The 18,943-nt window shown below is 37.3% G+C and carries 17 protein-coding genes; 2 read left to right on the forward strand and 15 right to left on the reverse strand.

Annotated elements, in window-relative coordinates; translation table 11 throughout:
- Positions 1–60: 60 nt before the first annotated feature.
- Positions 61–2,214: a pilus assembly protein PilM gene (gene pilM, locus MKY49_RS16675; protein WP_341386693.1), complete on the forward strand. Its 2,154-nt coding sequence runs from the start codon at positions 61–63 to the stop codon at positions 2,212–2,214.
- Between the two features lie 51 nt (positions 2,215–2,265).
- On the opposite strand, the gene MKY49_RS16680 is transcribed toward pilM, so the two are convergent.
- From MKY49_RS16680 to MKY49_RS16720, 9 genes are all read right to left on the reverse strand, one after another.
- A complete protein-coding gene (locus tag MKY49_RS16680; RefSeq protein WP_274794114.1) occupies positions 2,266–2,757 on the reverse strand; it encodes a YtxH domain-containing protein in 492 nt (163 codons plus the stop codon).
- Between the two features lie 132 nt (positions 2,758–2,889).
- Positions 2,890–3,393 (reverse strand): DUF948 domain-containing protein, encoded by a 504-nt coding sequence (locus MKY49_RS16685; protein WP_274794115.1) that lies wholly within the window; start codon positions 3,391–3,393, stop codon positions 2,890–2,892.
- Between the two features lie 109 nt (positions 3,394–3,502).
- A complete protein-coding gene (murC, locus tag MKY49_RS16690; protein ID WP_341386694.1) occupies positions 3,503–4,816 on the reverse strand; it encodes a UDP-N-acetylmuramate--L-alanine ligase in 1,314 nt (437 codons plus the stop codon).
- A 229-nt stretch (positions 4,817–5,045) separates the two neighbouring features.
- Positions 5,046–8,240 (reverse strand): DNA translocase FtsK, encoded by a 3,195-nt coding sequence (locus tag MKY49_RS16695; RefSeq protein ID WP_341386695.1) that lies wholly within the window; start codon positions 8,238–8,240, stop codon positions 5,046–5,048.
- A gap of 261 nt (positions 8,241–8,501) precedes the next feature.
- Positions 8,502–9,116 (reverse strand): YtpR family tRNA-binding protein, encoded by a 615-nt coding sequence (gene ytpR / locus MKY49_RS16700; RefSeq protein ID WP_341386696.1) that lies wholly within the window; start codon positions 9,114–9,116, stop codon positions 8,502–8,504.
- A gap of 2 nt (positions 9,117–9,118) precedes the next feature.
- Positions 9,119–9,937 carry a DUF1444 domain-containing protein gene (locus tag MKY49_RS16705; protein ID WP_274794119.1) on the reverse strand — a complete coding sequence of 273 codons (819 nt, stop codon included), beginning with the start codon at positions 9,935–9,937 and terminating at the stop codon, positions 9,119–9,121.
- A 70-nt stretch (positions 9,938–10,007) separates the two neighbouring features.
- Entirely contained in the window at positions 10,008–10,526 is a 519-nt protein-coding gene (locus tag MKY49_RS16710) for a hypothetical protein (protein ID WP_312506618.1), read from the reverse strand.
- A 94-nt stretch (positions 10,527–10,620) separates the two neighbouring features.
- Positions 10,621–11,142 (reverse strand): DUF84 family protein, encoded by a 522-nt coding sequence (locus tag MKY49_RS16715; RefSeq protein WP_274794121.1) that lies wholly within the window; start codon positions 11,140–11,142, stop codon positions 10,621–10,623.
- A gap of 58 nt (positions 11,143–11,200) precedes the next feature.
- Positions 11,201–12,277: a M42 family metallopeptidase gene (locus tag MKY49_RS16720; protein ID WP_274794122.1), complete on the reverse strand. Its 1,077-nt coding sequence runs from the start codon at positions 12,275–12,277 to the stop codon at positions 11,201–11,203.
- Positions 12,278–12,444: 167 nt separating this feature from the next.
- On the opposite strand from MKY49_RS16720, the gene MKY49_RS16725 reads away from it, so the two are divergent.
- Positions 12,445–12,759 carry a hypothetical protein gene (locus MKY49_RS16725; RefSeq protein WP_274794123.1) on the forward strand — a complete coding sequence of 105 codons (315 nt, stop codon included), beginning with the start codon at positions 12,445–12,447 and terminating at the stop codon, positions 12,757–12,759.
- A gap of 59 nt (positions 12,760–12,818) precedes the next feature.
- On the opposite strand, the gene MKY49_RS16730 is transcribed toward MKY49_RS16725, so the two are convergent.
- From MKY49_RS16730 to dat, 6 genes are all read right to left on the reverse strand, one after another.
- Complete coding sequence (locus MKY49_RS16730; protein ID WP_274794124.1) at positions 12,819–14,045, reverse strand: carboxylate--amine ligase; 1,227 nt, start codon at positions 14,043–14,045, stop codon at positions 12,819–12,821.
- 127 nt (positions 14,046–14,172) lie between these two features.
- The gene (locus tag MKY49_RS16735; protein WP_274794125.1) at positions 14,173–15,036 is read right to left on the reverse strand and encodes a YtnP family quorum-quenching lactonase; all 864 of its coding nucleotides are present in this window, start codon (positions 15,034–15,036) and stop codon (positions 14,173–14,175) included.
- An 11-nt stretch (positions 15,037–15,047) separates the two neighbouring features.
- The gene (gene trmB / locus MKY49_RS16740; RefSeq protein WP_274794126.1) at positions 15,048–15,698 is read right to left on the reverse strand and encodes a tRNA (guanosine(46)-N7)-methyltransferase TrmB; all 651 of its coding nucleotides are present in this window, start codon (positions 15,696–15,698) and stop codon (positions 15,048–15,050) included.
- Between the two features lie 94 nt (positions 15,699–15,792).
- Complete coding sequence (locus MKY49_RS16745; protein WP_312506619.1) at positions 15,793–16,725, reverse strand: diacylglycerol/lipid kinase family protein; 933 nt, start codon at positions 16,723–16,725, stop codon at positions 15,793–15,795.
- A gap of 3 nt (positions 16,726–16,728) precedes the next feature.
- A complete protein-coding gene (locus MKY49_RS16750; RefSeq protein ID WP_274794128.1) occupies positions 16,729–17,733 on the reverse strand; it encodes a nuclease-related domain-containing protein in 1,005 nt (334 codons plus the stop codon).
- Between the two features lie 335 nt (positions 17,734–18,068).
- Positions 18,069–18,920 carry a D-amino-acid transaminase gene (gene dat, locus MKY49_RS16755; protein ID WP_312506620.1) on the reverse strand — a complete coding sequence of 284 codons (852 nt, stop codon included), beginning with the start codon at positions 18,918–18,920 and terminating at the stop codon, positions 18,069–18,071.
- Positions 18,921–18,943 lie beyond the last annotated feature (23 nt).

Raw genomic sequence — 18,943 nt, forward strand, 5'->3', positions numbered from 1 at the left:
ATTTAGCGCTTCAACTCGCTAAATTATTTTTCAAGTATGACGCGAAAGGAAGCGATTACATTGAGTTCTAAATTATTTGCACTTGATATTGGTACACGCTCAGTGGTCGGGATCATCCTACAAGAAGAAAATGACCATTTTCATGTGGAAGATATTTTAGTGAAAGAGCATAAAGAACGTGCCATGGTAGATGGTCAAATACATAATGTCATGTATGTGGCAGATTTAATTAATGAAATAAAAAGCGAACTTCAAGAGAAACACGGTCCACTCACAAAGGTAAGTGTTGCTGCAGCAGGTCGATCTTTAAAAACTGAGCAAGCTAGCGTGACCATCAATATACGTAATCGGCCTATTTTTACTGAAGAAGATATTAGTCGCCTAGAACTTCAGGCTGTCCAACAAGCGCAGCAACAACTTTTGCAACAGAAAGAGGATGCAAAAATTAGCCACTATTATTGTGTAGGCTATTCTGTTCTTTATTATCGTTTGGATGGCGAGGAAATAGGAAGCCTACTTGATCAACAAGGTGATGAGGCGCAAATTGAAGTGATTGCCACTTTCTTACCTCGGGTTGTAGTGGAATCACTTATTGCAGCTCTTAAACGGGCTAATTTAGAGATGGAAGCATTAACACTAGAACCTATTGCTGCCATTAATGTGCTCATACCGCCAACGATGAGACGCTTAAACGTAGCACTTGTTGATATAGGGGCTGGAACATCTGATATAGCAATTACAGATAAAAGTACAGTTGTCGCCTATGGTATGGTCCCAACAGCTGGCGATGAAATAACAGAAGCTTTAAGCGACCATTACTTACTAGACTTTCCTATTGCCGAACAGGCTAAACGCCAGCTCCAAACAGCGGACGAGATATTGATTCAAGATATTCTAGGCTTTGATCAATCTTATCCAAAGGAAGAGGTATTATTAGCTATTGAACCAGCAGTGAAGCAGCTAGCTAAGTCCATCGGTGAAGAAATTTTACGCCTTAATAACCGTGTTGCTCCAAAAGCTGTAATGTTAGTTGGTGGTGGTAGCTTAACACCGAACCTAACAACTGAACTTGGCCATGTACTTGACCTACCAGCAAATCGAATAGCTGTTCGAGGTATTGATGCCATCCAAAACCTAACTAAGGAAGAACATATTAAAGCCTCACCAGAGTTAGTTACACCAATAGGGATTGCAATTGCTGCTAAAAAAATGCCTATTCAATACATGAGCCTAACCGTCAATAATCAAGTAGTTCGTCTTTTTGAATTAAAGGAAATGACTGTGGCAGATGCTTTTTTAGCAGCGAATATTCGTGCAAAACAATTGTACGGAAAGCCAGGTCATGGGTTATCTGTTAGCGTCAATGGACAGGACATTTTCATTCCAGGTGGTCATGGTCAACCAGCAGAAATACTTGTGAACGGACAACAGGCATCTACAAAAACATTGATTAAAACAGGCGATGCCATTCAACTAATCGAAGGGAAAGATGGGCTTCCAGCTACTGCAACAGTGAGGGAGCTTATTGATGATGCAGCGATAAAGACAATTACTATCCAAAATACTAAGTATGTGATTGAGCCCAAAATGACCCTCAATAATTCACCTGCATCACTTGATACTCAATTAAACGATCGTGATATAGTGTCTTTTGACATAGCTGAGACTATTGAAGATGTATTTAAAATCACAAATAATCAAGATTTTTTAAAGCAATTTGAATCCTACACAATTCAAGTTAACGGTCAGCCTTTATATTTACCGGGATTCTCCTCACAGCTTATGATTAATGGCAAATTAGCTAAATTGAGCTATGCTGTTCAAGATGGTGATATAATAAGCTTTCAACAACCAGCTTTACCAACTGTTCAACGTATAGCAGACCAAATGAATCTTTTGCTAGAGGATAAAATTATTATTCATTTCCAACAGGAAGTGTTAGAGCTTACTAAAACAGTACATGAAGCACTAGTCAATCAAAATGTCGTATCGCCACTGTCTACCGTGCCGAATGGAGCTACTATTGTTTTTAAAGAAAAGGATCGTAGTCATTGGATTTATCAAGATGTCTTCCGCTTCTCCAATTGGCAGCTACCAAATACCTTTAAGGGAAATTTCACGATTTTACGAAATGGTCAACCAGCGAGCTTTGATACAGAAATATTCGGTGGCGATCAATTAGAAATTTTATTAGAAGCCTCACCCATCACATAAAAAAGGGATACGTTACACTATTATATGTAACGTATCCCTTTTAACTATGCATTATGCACGTACTTCTTCATTTTTATCTTCATTTTGTTCGTTTGTTTCTTTCGCTTGTGTTTCCTGACCAGGAATAAAATCCTCTAATGGTTCTTCACCTTCAAAGGAAACCGTACCATCATCAAACACAGTAGGTGCTTTTGCCGTTTTTAGTGTTTTTACTTTCTCCACTAATTGTGTAGATTGTTCTTGAAGTTGTTTAGAAAGTTGAACCGTTTTATCTTTTGCAGTTGTCGAGAAGTCTGCACTCTTATCTTTTAACTGAACAGCTTGTACAGCAACATCACTACGTAAATCTTTTCCTGATTTTGGAGCTAACAGTAGACCTGCTGCTGCCCCTACAATACCTCCAACTAATGCGCCAATCACAAAATCTTTCATGTTTACACGCTCCTCTTCATAAATCGAGTCTTGTGGATGATAAAGCTGTGGCAATGAACTTTCAAGCTGTTGTTCCTTTACTTCGTTAAAATTTGGCTTTTGAGTTGTCATGCACAATTCCTCCCCATCATATTGTCAAATTTGTCTAGACTGGTTGTCCATCTACTTTCACAGATGCATCTACAACTTATGTCTAAGACTTTATTTTTATTCAGTCAGAATGGAATACTCACTGAATAATTATCATTTTTTACGACCCCATTTTCTTTTTGGCTTTTCTTCTATTTGAACCGTTTCAAATGCATAGGCATCTTCAGAAACCGTTTCTTGCTCAATGATTTTGCGTTTTTTCCATTTATCTGCAATTCCCATCGCAACATTACTCCATTGAACAACTTGTGCAATTTTTTCTTCATTTTGTTCTACACTTTTAGAAACAGAAGAAGTGATTTGCTGTACAGAATTATTTAAACCATTAACGGAATCACCAATACCTTTAACAGCTTGTACAACAGAATTTAATTGTTCCGATTTATGTTGAATATCCTCTGCTAAGCTATTTGTTTTCGTTAATAAGGACGTTGTTTCACGTGTGATACCTTCCATTTGTCCTTCAATTCCTGATAGTGTTCCTGCTAAGCTGTTTAAAATAGCCTTAAGCGAAAATAATGTCATGCCCACGCTTATACATAAAATTAAAAATCCGATTGCTGCAATAATAGCTGCAATATACAAAATCACTTCCATAAGTTAACCTCCTGCTAGTAAATTGTCTTTACTATTACTTTCCCTATCTTCGACAAAAAAAACGGAATTCCTGCTCAAATTTGAGAAAAAACAGCTTAACCCCTACGGACTAAGCTGTTTCATTGTTTTTAAGCACGTTTTCAAAAGCATCTTGGAACTTGTGAACATCACCAGCGCCCATAAATAAAAATACTGCGCCTTTATGTTTTGTTAATATATCAATTCCCTCAGTGGTAATCACTGCACTGCCTTCGATAAGTGACGCTAAATCATGAATAGAGAGAGCACCTTGCGTTTCTCTCGCAGAGCCAAATATATCACATAAATAGGCTGTATCTGCAAGGCTCAAACTATCCGCAAAATCTTGTAAAAAAGCTTGTGTACGTGTAAATGTATGTGGTTGGAAAATTGCAACTAGCTCACGATCTGGGAACTTTTGTCGTGCTGATTGAATTGTAGCACGAATTTCCGTAGGATGGTGTGCATAATCGTCTATTAGAACATTATCCCCTATATCCGTTTCAGTAAAACGTCTCTTTACACCTTTATAAGTGTGTAAGCGCTCCTGGATTATATCAGGTGAGATGCCTTCATATTCACATAGCGTAATCACCGCTAGTGTATTTAAAACAGCATGATCTCCAAATAATGGGATAAAGAAAGTGCTATAAAATTCATTACGTACAAAAACATCAAATTTTGTACCTTCAGTTGTTTTTTCAACATTACGAGCTTCGAAATCATTTTCTGCACCGAATCCATAATAAACGACTGGCACTTTTGCTTGAATACGCTGAAGCTGTTCATCGTCACCACATGCTATGATCGCTTTTTTCACTTGTAAAGCTAATGATTGAAATGCAGAATAAACATCTTCTATATTAGCGAAGTAGTCTGGATGATCGAAGTCGATATTAGTCATCACAGCATAATCAGGATTATATGCTAAGAAGTGACGACGGTATTCACATGCTTCCATAACAAAAAAATCAGCATTTTTTTGACCTGCACCAGTACCATCACCAATTAAATAAGATGTTGGCTTATAACCACCTACTACATGTGCCATTAAACCAGTTGTAGATGTTTTACCATGTGCACCAGTGATAGCAATCGAAATGTAGTTACCAATATATTCACCTAAAAATTTATGGTAACGGATGATTTCTATACCGATTTCTCTGGCACGCACTAATTCAGGATGATCGTCAGGAAAAGCATTACCTGCAATCACTGTCATGCCTTCTTTAATATTATCAGCATTAAATGTAAAAATTGGAATATTACGTTCACGTAACGGCTGCTCCGTGAAGAAATATTTATCGACATCTGAGCCCTGTACTTGTTCACCAGCATCAAATAAGATTTGTGCAAGCGAACTCATGCCAGAACCTTTAATGCCTGTGAAATGAAAAACTGTCATTAATTAAACCCCCCGGGAATTTCAATATCCCATCTATCATCTATTAGGTGTATCGTATTATTTTACGAATGGTTAGGTATTAATACCTTCACAAGTGTTAAAAAATACGTACTATTCAACACATCTTGTCTATTATAGCACTTTTTATGCATAAGGATAGATGTGTAACTTTTCTAAAAAAACTAATTTCGACGTAAATTAGATAATCTAGACGAAAACAATGCAATTCTTATTCAAACATAGTAATTAAATCTTCTTCAGTAATGTAACTTTCACGTGGCTTACTGCCTCTAGCCTCCGACACAAAGCCATGTGATTCTAACATATCAATTAAACGAGCTGCACGATTATAGCCAATATGATACTTTCGTTGAATCAATGAGGTTGATGCGCCACCTTGCTCGTAGACAAAACGACAAACATCTTCAAACAGATCATCCTGTTCTGCGGACACCTCAGTTTTCTTTAATAACTCCTCTTGATCGAAAATGTAATCAGGCTCTCCTTGCTCACGAACATGCTCAATAATCGCTTCAATTTCATCATCTGTGACAAATGTGCCCTGTAACCGCACTGGCGCAGACATACCATTACCTAAATATAGCATATCGCCTCGCCCAAGTAATCTTTCTGCTCCCTGCCCATCCAAAATTGTACGAGAATCAATTTGTGAGGAAACGGCAAAGGCAATACGTGTTGGAATATTAGATTTAATTAACCCTGTAATAACATCAACAGAAGGTCTTTGCGTTGCAACAATTAAATGAATACCACATGCACGTGCCTTTTGAGCAATTCTACAAATAGCCTCCTCTACATCAGCTGGAGACATCATCATTAAATCAGCTAACTCATCAATAACAATTAAAATATATGGAAGCTTTAGGCTATGCTCGTTATTTTTATCAGCTATTGCATTGTAACGTGTAATATCACGTGCACCTGCATGAGCAAATAGCTGATAACGACGCTCCATCTCCTCCACTGCCCATTTTAGCGCAGCGGTCGCTGCCTTCACATCAGTAATGACAGGGCTAACTAAATGTGGAATATGATTAAATGGTGCCAGCTCTACCATTTTCGGATCAATTAGCATAAGCTTTAACTCATGTGGTGCAGCTTTATATAATAAACTAACCAAAATGGAATTAATACAAACGGATTTACCAGAACCCGTTGCACCAGCAATTAAGCCATGAGGCATTTTACGTAAATCTAGTGTGACTGGCTTTCCTGTTAAATCTAGACCTAACGCTGCTTCTAACGGTGAATCGGATTCAACGAAGGATGGACTATTGGTTACCTCTGATAATCGAACGGCTCGAGATACACGGTTTGGAATCTCAATACCAATCGAACTTTTTCCAGGGATTGGTGCTTGAATACGAATATCTTTTGCTGCTAAGGCTAGCTTTAAATCATCTGCTAAGTTGCGGATTTTACTAACCTTTGTACCATGGCTCACCGTTATTTCAAATTGAGTAACAGCTGGACCCTGCATAATCGATTCTATTTGCGCTGAAACTTGGAAATATGAAAGTGCCTCAACCAATGTATCCCCCTGCTGCTCCATCCAATCCGTATCCTGTGTTTTTTCCTCTGGCGGCTCTAAATATTCATCCGTAGGCTTTTGATAAACGTGAACAGGCTTTGCAGGTTTTTCAGTTTCTTGTACTACTTCCACTTCAACCATTTGTGCTTCTGGTGTTTCTTCCACTGCTTCTACTTCTAATACATGTGCTTCTGGTGCTTCTTCTACTTCTAATACTAGAGCTTTTTCCTGCTTATCAACAGATTCTACTTGAGGATACTCTACAGTTTCTGAAATTACCTCAGTATCGGTAGTAGACTCTGTTTCTGGTTCAAGCTCAGAAGTTGCAGAAATTTCATCCATAGCGGCTTTTTCAATAGCAGTGCTATCTTGCGTTAATCCGCTTACCATTGTCGTGACAGGAGCCATTGTAATGACAGCTACGTTGTCTTCAGAACGGTATTGAGGAGTACCTTGCGTTTCGCTCTTTGCATATGAGTGAGATGGCACATCGTCTTGCATTGACCTATTCTCTGTCATGAGCTGATTAACATCCTCTTCGAATTGCCTTTCAAATGTATGATGCTTCTCGATGGCTACAACGCTGTCTGAGGATAGTGCCTCTTTCTCTTCAAGCTCCACATCCACTTGCTCATTTTCCACTACTTCCTGAATACTTTCGTCAGTAATGGGTTTTACCATTTTCAATTGCTGCTGGATTCTCCATTTTTCTTTATCCGTTTTTAACATGAGTACATTAAAAGGAATACGGCTTTTTTCTTCCTTTGTCTCAATAGATTGGTTATCAACAAGCAATTGTTCATCCTGCGAAGGCTGTACAACCGTTACCTCTCCTATATGGATTGTAGAATTTTCGATTTGAACTTGTTCAACAATCATTTCTTTGACATGAATTTCAGATTGGTCTGCCGATAGTTGTTGAACGGCTTGATCTTGCACATCTGTCTCTCTCACTTGATCTTCAAAAGACATGGCAAAAGATGATGTTTGAGGCACAGTTGCATTGGGTGATATACTTTCCTGCTCAGTGTTGGCCTCATCCACTACTTCATCGTCAAAACTTATTGGCTCAATTGCAGTAGGTAACTCCTTATGGTCAAACATTTCACGCTGCTCCGCTACAACGGTTTGATTTGTGTTAGCCGGCTCTTTTTCTTCTAGTATATTTTCATTAGCCTCATTTGTTGTCGTTTCTTTTAAAGCCTTCGTAACAGCTGGCATTTCGTCTACAGCTTTCGCCTCTTGCTTCTCGTAGTCTTCTTTTCTTTTATCTAATAATTCTTTAATTGGACTTGGTTTTGCAAATCCATAGACTGGTGAAGGCACATCTGTTGGTACAAAGCGTTTACGGTTCTCAGGCAAACTACTCTCTACTATTTTTTGTTCTTTCCACTGATTGTTTTCTTTCAGTGGTGTTACTGGAGCGGGTTTAACATTCACTGCCTCTTGCTGAGCATCTCGAAATACTAAGCCTGCCCTTGATCGTTTCTCCTGTTCTACAGGCTGACTTTTCATCGTTGTTTTTCTGCCCGTACGTTTTGAGCGATTAGCTAATAAATCTCGAATCCCAGAGACCTCTACATCGTAAACACGGGAATCAACTATATGATTGTTTAAATGCTTAGGCAACGATAAATCTCCAATTTCTCTATCATCCTCGTAATCAAACATTTCTTTTTGTGGCGTGTAGGATATTTCTCTCTCATTATCGTCAATCAATGGGAAACGGAAAGTCTTTTGCTTCGCCATCTGTTCTTCGTGATGGGTATGTAATTGTTCTTGCTCTTCTCCGTAATCCTCATAATATTCATATTCGTATTCTTCGTCTTCTTTATTTATAAATTTACTAATTTGTTTTTTAAACCAGTTCACTTCGTTTCACTCATTTCTCTTACACTTCATTTATAGCATTGTCTAGTTTCTTACAATCAATAGCTCAATGTCTACATCAAAAAGCATACCATAAAAATGGTCTTGAAACTTGCATTTAGAGGCTCATTCTCAACAAAAAAATCGTTATGCTACTAGCATATTAGTAACATAACGATTTAGGGCATTTCACCTTGATGGAAGGAATAATATCACGATAAGACTTTTAAATTTTAGGTAATTCTTTTTGACATCAAGGGATTTTTATTTAGTTGGTGCTTCAAAAGCACTACCAACAATAGCATCCTCAGGTAATACTAAAATTCCTTTTTCAGAAGGAGCGTTAGGAATAGCTAATTCACGCGCTGAACATAGCATGCCATAAGACTCCACACCACGTAAATTACCTTCTTTAATAAGCATACCTGAAGGCATTACTGCGCCAATTTTCGCAACAACTACCTTTTGACCAGCTTCTACATTAGGAGCTCCACAAACAATTTGTAATGTCTCTTCTCCTACATTCACAGTACAGATACTTAATTTATCAGCATTAGGATGCTTGTCTTTTGTTTCCACATAACCAACAACAAATTTTGGAGAAAAATCAACATCCAGGTTGATATCAGCGCCATTTTTTTCGATTGCTGCTTCTAGTTGCTCTACTAATTCAGGTGTCACTTCCACTAAGCCTTTTGCGTCTGTTTGGACGTAGTGGCTTGCATTAAATAAGTTAAACGCTTTAATTTCACCTGTTTGCGCTTCTTTTAAAATAGCTATATCTCCAGCGCGCTCTACTACTGTTTTCACAATAGATTCCGTTGCCAGTTGAACTAGTAAGACATCTCCTACATGTTCTTTGTTGTAAAATACATTCATTGTTATTCTTGCTCCTTTTTCACTCTGTTTTTTGCTAAAATAAAGATTGGTTCTAGTTCCCCATCTTCATAAATAAAAGATAATGACGTGATCGGTACTGTACCGACAGCAAAGAAATGCATGGTCATCTGTGCTAATACATCATACCCTGTTTCATTGCGAATATCACCTATAATTAACACATCTTGGTGTGGCACTGACAATGTCATATCGCCTTCCACCTGTGCACGCATTTCTTTTAAAAAACTCTCATTTAAAATGCGGCTTGCATCATAGCCATCATTCACATTGATAAAGTAGAAAATATTACCTGCTACCTCATCTTTTTTATACGTAGTTGGTAATTGCTTCACTGAGAAACGTGCCATTTCCCGAATTTGCTCCACAGTTAATTGTAATGCTTCCAGCATGGATTCATCAATAAAACGGTAGGTTTTTCCTAAATCAAGCGCATAAAAAATGCGTGTTTCAGCTGTATGCTCTGTTGTAATAAATGCATGGCCTTCTTTTGAAGCTTGAGGATAAGAAGTGGCACGAATAACGGGATAAATATGTGTAGTCGTTTGAAAGCCCTGTTCTTTTTCTTGCTCCATTGCATTAAAAGTTTGCTCAATTGTATATACAACTTCCTTAATCGCCGCTTCTTGTTTATCGTTATATTTTGCTAAAATCCCAGGTAAAGAAAGCTCCATCCCTTTGTCAATCGTCTTATGATTCAATCGTAATTTATCGTACTTTTTATCAAAATGAAATTCATATTTTTCTTCATTTAATTGTTCTTTTAACAGCTCTACCAGTTGTTCTGACTTCAATTGCTTCATCCTTTTCACATCCTATGTTCAAAATGAAACGGCTCACATGTTTGTGAACCGTCTGTTCAATCTAATTTATTTACTTCATCTTAACTGAATGAACAATTTTCGTCATCTCACGCAAATTATTTTCAATATGTTTCGCTTGAGAAATCGTTGTCATCTTCACGCCACCACTACTAACGATGAGCTCCATCTCATTTTCATCATCGGTTTTTAGGACTGCTGTAAAGCCAAAACGACCGTCCTTATCATAAGTCGACTCTTCAATAATTTTGTCAGTTTCATTTTCTTTTAAAAGATTGTAATAAAGTTTACTATCTTGTGCTTCACGATTATTTATAAAAAGAATATAGCTTTCTTTTCCTTTTGAAATCACAATATTATACTCATCTGAACTGTCTTCAACTTTAAAGTTTGAGGGTAAATATAATTTAATATCTCCAATTTTCTCCGTATGTTCTTCTGGCTCTTCGGCAAAAACCGTCTCCGTTATTTGAAGCCCATTAGCAATTTGCTCATCGATCGACTGATTGCAACCAGCAAGCACCAGAAGTAAAAGCATCAGGCCAATAGTTCTTAGCCATTTAACCGACATGTCTCTCTTCCTTTCACTACGAACTTTTTTCTATTTTAAAAAAATTATTTAGAAGATGCAACCTTACAACACGCTGTTCACTAATCCCAATTAACTATTTTTGTGAAAATGTGAACAAATATTGTCCAACCAAAAGTGATACAATATGCTCAAACATCATTTGTCTACTCACTAAACCTTGCGTAAAAATACCTACAGCTCCCGCACCCTGTCGAATATCTCGACGTTTTGTATATTGCTCCATTATGGGTCCTAGTTCTCCCCCAGCTTTTATTTCCTGGGCAATTTCTTTTGGTAATATAATTTGTGCACCTGCGGCTGTGAAAACTGTCCCATCTGCAACTGCTAATGCTCCCCAGTTACAAACATACATATCATCGTCGATTTCCGTTACGCCACCTTCTAAGCCAAATGCTAATTGCGCGCCTGATGTTACCATGGCATTTTTAGCACGATTCATTGCACCTAATCTCGTTTCTTCATTACTTATCGGTTGTTCTGATACTTCGGAAGCAGCTTTTACATGTGTAAAAATGGCATCCTCAAAATATTTTCGAGCAATCACTTCAACTGCTTCAGTTTTCGCTTTATTAGTTGTTCCAATGGCTATATTCATGTAATCCCCACTTTCTTTCCATAGAAAAAGATGCCCTAAAAGGCATCTTTCTAACTTCTTATACATTAGCGCGAATTGTCTCTAATGTCGAACGATCTGCTTTTTTCACTAATTCAACAATTAATGCTTTTGCAGCTGCGTAGTCATCAATATGAATAATAGACGCTGATGTATGAATATAACGTGAACAAACTCCTATAACTGCACTTGGAATACCATCATTTGCTGTATGCACTCTACCTGCGTCTGTTCCTCCCTGTGATACGAAATACTGGTAAGGAATATGGTTAGATTCAGCCGTATCTAAAATAAATTCACGCATACCACGATGTGTGACCATCGTGCGGTCTAAAATACGAAGTAATGTACCTTTGCCAAGTTGTCCAAATTGATTTTTCTCTCCAGACATATCATTAGCTGGAGAAGCATCTAAAGCGAAGAATAAATCTGGTTTAATCATATTTGCTGATACTTGAGCACCACGTAATCCAACTTCCTCCATGACGTTTGCGCCTGAATATAGATGCGATCCTAGTTTTTCATTTTGTACTTCTTTCATTAACTCAATCGCTAGACCACAGCCGTAGCGATTATCCCAAGCTTTAGCCATAATTTTTTTCGGATTCGCCATTGGTGTAAATGGACAAATTGGAATGATGGATTGTCCTGGACGAACACCCATATTCATTGCATCTTCCTTGTTGTCAGCACCAACATCGATTAGCATATTTTTTATATCCATTGGCTTAGCACGTTCTGCATCTGTTAAAAGATGTGGTGGTATGGAAGACACAACACCAGGAATTGCACCATTCTTCGTATATACTTCTACACGTTGTGCAAGCATAACCTGATTCCACCAGCCACCTAGTGTTTGGAAACGAATCATGCCATTATCTGTAATAGAAGTAACCATAAATGCTACTTCATCCATATGTCCAGCTACCAATATTTTTGGTGCGTCTGCAACATCACTGTGCTTGACACCAAAGATGCCCCCTAAATTGTCTTGAACGATTTCATCCGAGTACTTTTCTAACTCAGTGCGCATGAACTTACGTACAGCATGTTCATTACCCGGAGCGCCTGGTAACTCTGTTAAAGTTTTAAATAATTGTAATGTTTCCTCATTCATGATGACTCTCTCTCCCCACGAAGTAGAATATTCTTCCTTGCCTATTGTATCACATTTATTTCCGAATTCGAAATATTGATACATTTCCTAAAACAGCTAATGTGTGAACGTGCATTCACTCTATAGGCTATGCTAAAATAAGCTTATAGAAAAAGGAGGAAAGATGTATGAAATTACGTGATTTTTTAATTGGTGTTGCAACTGGCTTAGCTGCCGCAGTCATTATTAAAGAAGCTAGTGAAAAAGTTTCTCCGTTCGTACCTGCAGGACAAGTACTTGAAAACATAAAAAGAGAATTTAAAAAGGATGCGCCGATTGACGGTTCTTGGATTTTTATGAAAACAGAAGATTTCACAAACGGTATTATGACAATCCCAGTATACCGCGGAGGAATCTCTCGTATGCATGAAGGCGAAATGCAAACTTTCGAATTTGCTGCTGATGCACGCTCAGGTGTTGTAGTGGAATTAACTGAAGTTTAAACTTAATCCTTTGCACAATATAAGAAGCCATCTCATTGAATTGAGATGGCTTCCTTATTTTACTCGGATAAACCTTTATTATTAAAGTATTTTTTATACTTACGATAATAATTTAAGTTATTAAGCGTTAATTTCACCCAACGCTTAGTATTCATGTCCTTATTAAAGTAAAGGGAATTTGTATACTTGCCTTCACTAATTAGCTTCTTCGCTTCAAGTTTAAGCTTTTCGTTTGAAGCATATTTAAACAGCACACCCTTAGGAATAATCATCCATAAATGTTTGTCCTGCACATATGTGACATCTTGCTCGATATTTAACATATGATCATCGGCAACATACTTCATTAAATTATGACCACTTGCTGTTACATAGTAGCTAGAGCGACCATTTCGTAAATTAATTTCAAATAGTTTATATTGCTTGTCTCGGATATCATATTTCATATCGAAATTCGCAAAGCCCGTATAGCCTATATCTTCTAAGAAGAAACGTACTTGATCCATTAATTCTTTATCGTAGGTAGTTACAATGGCAGCATAGCTTCCGATACCTTCAGGAGAATGTTCTTCTAGAATAGGATTTCCTAAACACATTAGCTTGACTTTCCCGTCTTTCCCTACATAGGCATTTAACACACGCATATAAGAGTCATCACCAGGTATAAATTCCTGAATAATCATTGTATCCTGGTAAGTTGAGCTATAAATAGCTTTTAATATAGCCGTTTTTTCCGCTTCATCATACGCGACAAATACTTTTTTCTTACCCGGGAATTTACAAGCCCAATATTCCACAGAGTTTGATGCCTTTAAAATAATGGGATAAGAAAATGGTGGTGTAAAGTTTTCATAATTGTCAGCTGTTACTGTCGTAGTCCCCGGATACTTAAAATCATATCGATCACACATCTTATAGAAATTTTCTTTTAACAAAATTTCATCCATCAATGATTCATCGATGTAAGGAACTGTAAAATGTTCTTGCAATACTGGCTTATTTTTAATAATAAGCTTGGCATAATCGTCTCCACACGCTAAAAGTAATAGTTTTTTATCAGCATATTTTTTTGCGACTTCTGCAAGTGCAGGAGCAAAAACTTCCTGTTCATTTAAACGGTCTATTTCTTGAAATTGTAGAATATGACTATCTTGTGTGGCAGTTAAATGAGAACGTCCTAAAACAAGTGGTTTAATACCATATGCTTCATAAAACGAACGTGCCATACCATATGCATTCATATCTGATCCTAGTAAAACTGGTAAAAATGGTTGTTCAGTTGCCATGTTTATTTCAACTCTCTTTTGTATTTTTGTATCGTGTTAAGTGTATCATATTTTCTATCGTGGTCACGAACAAAAAAGCGAGGCATTGACATTTTATATGTCAAATACCTCTACTTTCCTTACTCTATTAAAATGTAATAACAGCTTGTCTACTACGCTCTAACTTATCCACTATTTCTTTGCCTGTTTCATCCCATTTAATCATACGGTAGTAAGCATCATGATAGAAAATAAAGCCATAATTATTTGCAAGCGCTTCTTTCATAAGTCGCTCTTTTGCAAATACACTTGTCATTGGATAATCGTCATAGGCTAAAACCCATAGAGGATTTTGGTGAGCATGTGTTGGCATAATATCAGCCATATGCAATAATACCTCGCCGTTTTGTGTTAGCTTAATAACGGCATGTCCCTCACTATGACCACCTGTATGAATCATTTCAATCCCAGGTGTTACTTCTAATGAACCTTCATAGGTTTCAACCAAGTGCTGTACTGGCTCCCAATTTTCTTTCCAATACGTATTTTTAGAGCGAATATTCGGGTTTCGCATTTCATCCCACTCAATTTTCGTCACAAAAATTTTGGCATTCGGAAAAGTTGGGACAAGGACATCTCCTTCCCACTGCGTTAAACCACCCGCATGATCAAAATGTAAATGGGTCATTAACACTACATCAATATCAGCGGTCGTTAACCCTAGCTCCTGCAAGCTATCCGCTAACGAGGATTCTTCTGTCACCCCGAAATTTCGCAACTGTTTTTCATTTAATTTTTTAAAGCCAACTCCTGTATCAATCAGGTAGTTTTTACCTTCATACTGGATGAGAATAGGCTCTGTTGGTAATTCAATTTGGTTTTTTTCATTGACTGGATATTTGCGAGACCAAAGTGGCTTTGGTACAACACCAAACATCGCACCACCATCAAGGCACGTAACACCCCCGTTAAGCCATGATAATGACATATTGTGAAACTGTAACTGATCCATCCATACTCCCCCTACAATTTAGTAATAAATTGCGATTCTAATCGATAAATCGGCTGCCCTTTCGCAGAAAACTTCTCTTCATATTCAGTCATCACGTTATCCTCTGGCATATTAGCATGTAAGTCGAGAGATACATACTTTAATAACATACCATATTCGGACATACTGATTAATGAATACTCGAACAGACCACGGTTATCCGTTTTAAAATGGATTTCCCCATTATCCACCAAAATCGACTCATATAATTTCAAAAAATCCCCATGCGTTAAACGTCTTTTAGCATGACGTGTTTTTGGCCAAGGATCTGAGAAATTCAGGTATACGCGTGATACATCGTTTTTATCAAAAAATTTATTTAAATCTGCGCCATTTACTTTTAGTAAGCGTAAATTCGCTGGAGATTTTGCCTCTAGCACTTTCTCTAATGCACAAACAATCACACTATCATAAAGCTCGATGCCAATATAGTTGATATTTGGATTTTGCAAAGCCATTCCTGTTACAAATTGACCTTTTCCAGAACCCACCTCGATATGGATTGGATTGTCGTTTCCGAAAACAGCTTGCCAGTTTCCTTTAAAGTCTTCAGGATTTGGAATAATCACCTCTGGATGATTTGTTATCATTTCCTCCGCCCAAGGCTTATTTCTTAATCTCAATGTTGTTCCTCATTTCTTTCTTATGAAATTATTGATTTTTTATAGTATAACGTATTCCCCTATAATTCGCATGAAATTATTGTACGATGATATTTTAGCAATCTTTGTCAATCACCTGCCATGCATTTTGTTGCACAGTACAGCGAATAGTAGTTTCCTCGTTAACAACTCCAATATAATTGCCGTCCGTGTGACAATCAACCTGATCATCTCCAACGATAATATCAAAGTGTTGACCTTGTAAAAAAGTAATTTCCTTAAATTTTGTATGCTTTTCGAAAAACACAGTGACAAAAACAAGTAATAATTTAATACGTGAAATCCCATGGACAATTGTAATATCTACTAGGCCATCATCTGCTCTCGCAGCAGGGGTTATTTTCATACCTCCGCCAAAGTAAGGCTGATTACTCATTGCCACAAACCATGCCTGCTGGAATTGCCATTCCTGCTCATCTGCACGTACTATTACATCAAAACGATGAAAGCGGAATAATCCTCTTATAACAGCAACAGCATAAGAAAGTTTACCAAGTCCTATTTTATTGAGGAATAGCTTAAGTCGAGATGTATTGATTAATTTTGTAACATGAGCATCAAAGCCTATGCCTGCATTATTAACGAAGATTTCTTTTTGCTTATTTCCTAGGTGAATTATCCCTACATCCTTTATCGTACTTGCCTTTGCAGACTTAACATAATGCTCAATTTGGCTAGAATTATGAAAGACAGGGAAAAAACGTGCAAAATCATTGCCAGAACCAGCACGAACGACACCTATTACTATGTTTTTATTATGTACAACACCACTTACCACTTCATGGATTGTGCCATCACCACCTACTATGACAAGTAGCATAGGATCTCGCTGTTGCTGTGCCCATTTTTTGGCTATTTCTTGTCCATGTCCTTCGTACTCTGTAAAAGCCACTTGGTAGGTGATGGTTAGTTGCTGTTGAAGCCGTAGCCATACCTTTCTCCCTTTGCCATTTCCCGCGGACTCGTTGACAATAATTAAAATCTGCATACATCAATCCTCTGATGCTTGAGGTGCTTGCTGCCAAATATCTCGATTAAAGGAGGTCGTTTGGACAGTATTTAGAATCGTTTGTGCAGCTCTTATTTGCATATGTTTCATAGGTGATGAAACTTTTCTTAATTGTTCAATCCATTCCCCGTAATTTCGACGATCTACAAAGCGAACGCCAAATGGTGAACCAGGATAATCAAAATAACCATTACGAGTTAAAACAACCTTACGGATAGGCATATCAATATTATCTTGCTTAAATAACTGAGATAGTACTGACTCCATTCGTCCTAAATTAATGGTTGGATTTAGAACTTTAGAATCTTTCGTCCCTACTTTTTTGATCCAGAAGCGGTCACTGCCACCAACATAAACAGCTTGATTTTCAGCTTCTAACACCGTAATACAAATACATTCTGTTGGCGACATAAGTACTACATCTAGCTCAATAGGAGCTTTTCTTATTTGTAGAATCGGATAATAAAACAACAAGTAGTTATCTGGTAAAGTTTGCAATAACGTACGTAGTAAAGAGTCACGCATGAAACGAGGATCTACATATGATTTTTCACGTAATGTAGAGCTCGCCCATTTCATTTGAAAATGGAAAAACTGGTCAATAAACATTCGTTTCAGTTCATGAACAGATTGTGGTGCATACACAATTTTAGGTTCAAAAATGAGCGTCGTTTCTTCTTCTGGAATGGCATCTTCATCACTGACAAGCTCATCTGATATTTCTATCTGTTCAACATCTTCTGTTGTATCTTTTGGACGACCAGCAAAGATTTTTTTAAAGAGGGAAAATCTTTCCTTTTCCTCAAAAGCCTCCGTTTCAGCCTCATTGTCAATATGTTGCCACTCGCTAATATCCTCTCCCAATTCCCACTGACGCTTAATGCGCTCCCATTGGCTTTTCTTTAAGCGCACAAATTGTGTTGGATATCTCGCTAAATCAATTTGATAGCGTGAAATATAATCTTGTATCTTCACTAATTGTGCCATGTAAATGTCACTCCATTCTTACTCACCATATCTTTAGTTCTTTTCTACCTTGATTCAGAATTGTTTCTATTATTTTAAGGGGTATTTGTTTTCTATTTTTCAAACGCCCACTAAATCAAGGTTGTCGGTAATTCCCCACGATGCAGGTATAATAGCTTTCGATTACTTTTAATTGAAAAGAAGCAATTGTATACATTACATCGACACATGTTCTACGAAATTCAAACGGAAAATTATTCTTTACTATCCTTTTTATTTTACATGACGATACCCAACATTACATCCATAAAAAAAGAACTACCCTTATCGATAGTTCTCTTAAACGTTTTATTTTATTATTTATTTACAGAAATCGGTAATTTCGCCTCAAATGCTTGCTGTAGTTGACGAGTCCACTCACCTGGAACTCCCGCACCAATCTGGTTGCCATCAACATCAATAACAGGTGTAACTTCAGAAGATACGGAGGATACAATGATTTCATCCATAGTTAATAAATCTGCCTTTGTCATCGGTTCTTCAATAACAGGTAAATTAATTTCCTCTGCACATTTTAAAATCACTTGGCGTGTAATTCCATTTAAAATAAAGTTATTTGCTGGATGTGTATAAAGCTTACCATCTTTAATACCATAAACATTGGCTGATGAGCATTCTGTGACAATATCACCACGGTGTAAAATCGCTTCATAGCAGCCCTTTTCAGCAGCCTCTTGTTTCGCTAATACTGCCCCTAGTAAGTTAAGAGATTTGATATCGCAACGTAACCAACGAATATCCTCTACAAAAGTGGCCTTTACCCCTTTTTCAAAGTTTTCATATGCACGCTCACCCGCTTTAACATTTCCAGTTAAAACAGCTGGAACACTTGCATCTGGGAACACATGATTACGTGAGTTTGCACCACGAGTGATCTGGAAATATACATGTCCTGTATCTAGATTATTTTTTTCAATTAGCTCATGTAGTAATTTGTGTAAAACGTCTTTTGTATAAGGAATAACAAGACGAATTTTTTCGGCGCTCGCATAGAAACGATCAATATGTTCTTGTGCTGTAAACATGTTTCCGTTATAAACTTTAATTACTTCATAAATTCCATCACCGAACTGATAGCCTCTGTCTTCTGGCGATACTGCAATCGATCCTTCTTCAACAATTTGATCATTCCATAATGAATATGCCATATTTCATTCATCCTTTTCGTCTT

It is taken from the genome of Lysinibacillus sp. FSL M8-0134 (assembly GCF_038069745.1).
GTDB lineage: Bacteria > Bacillota > Bacilli > Bacillales_A > Planococcaceae > Lysinibacillus > Lysinibacillus irui.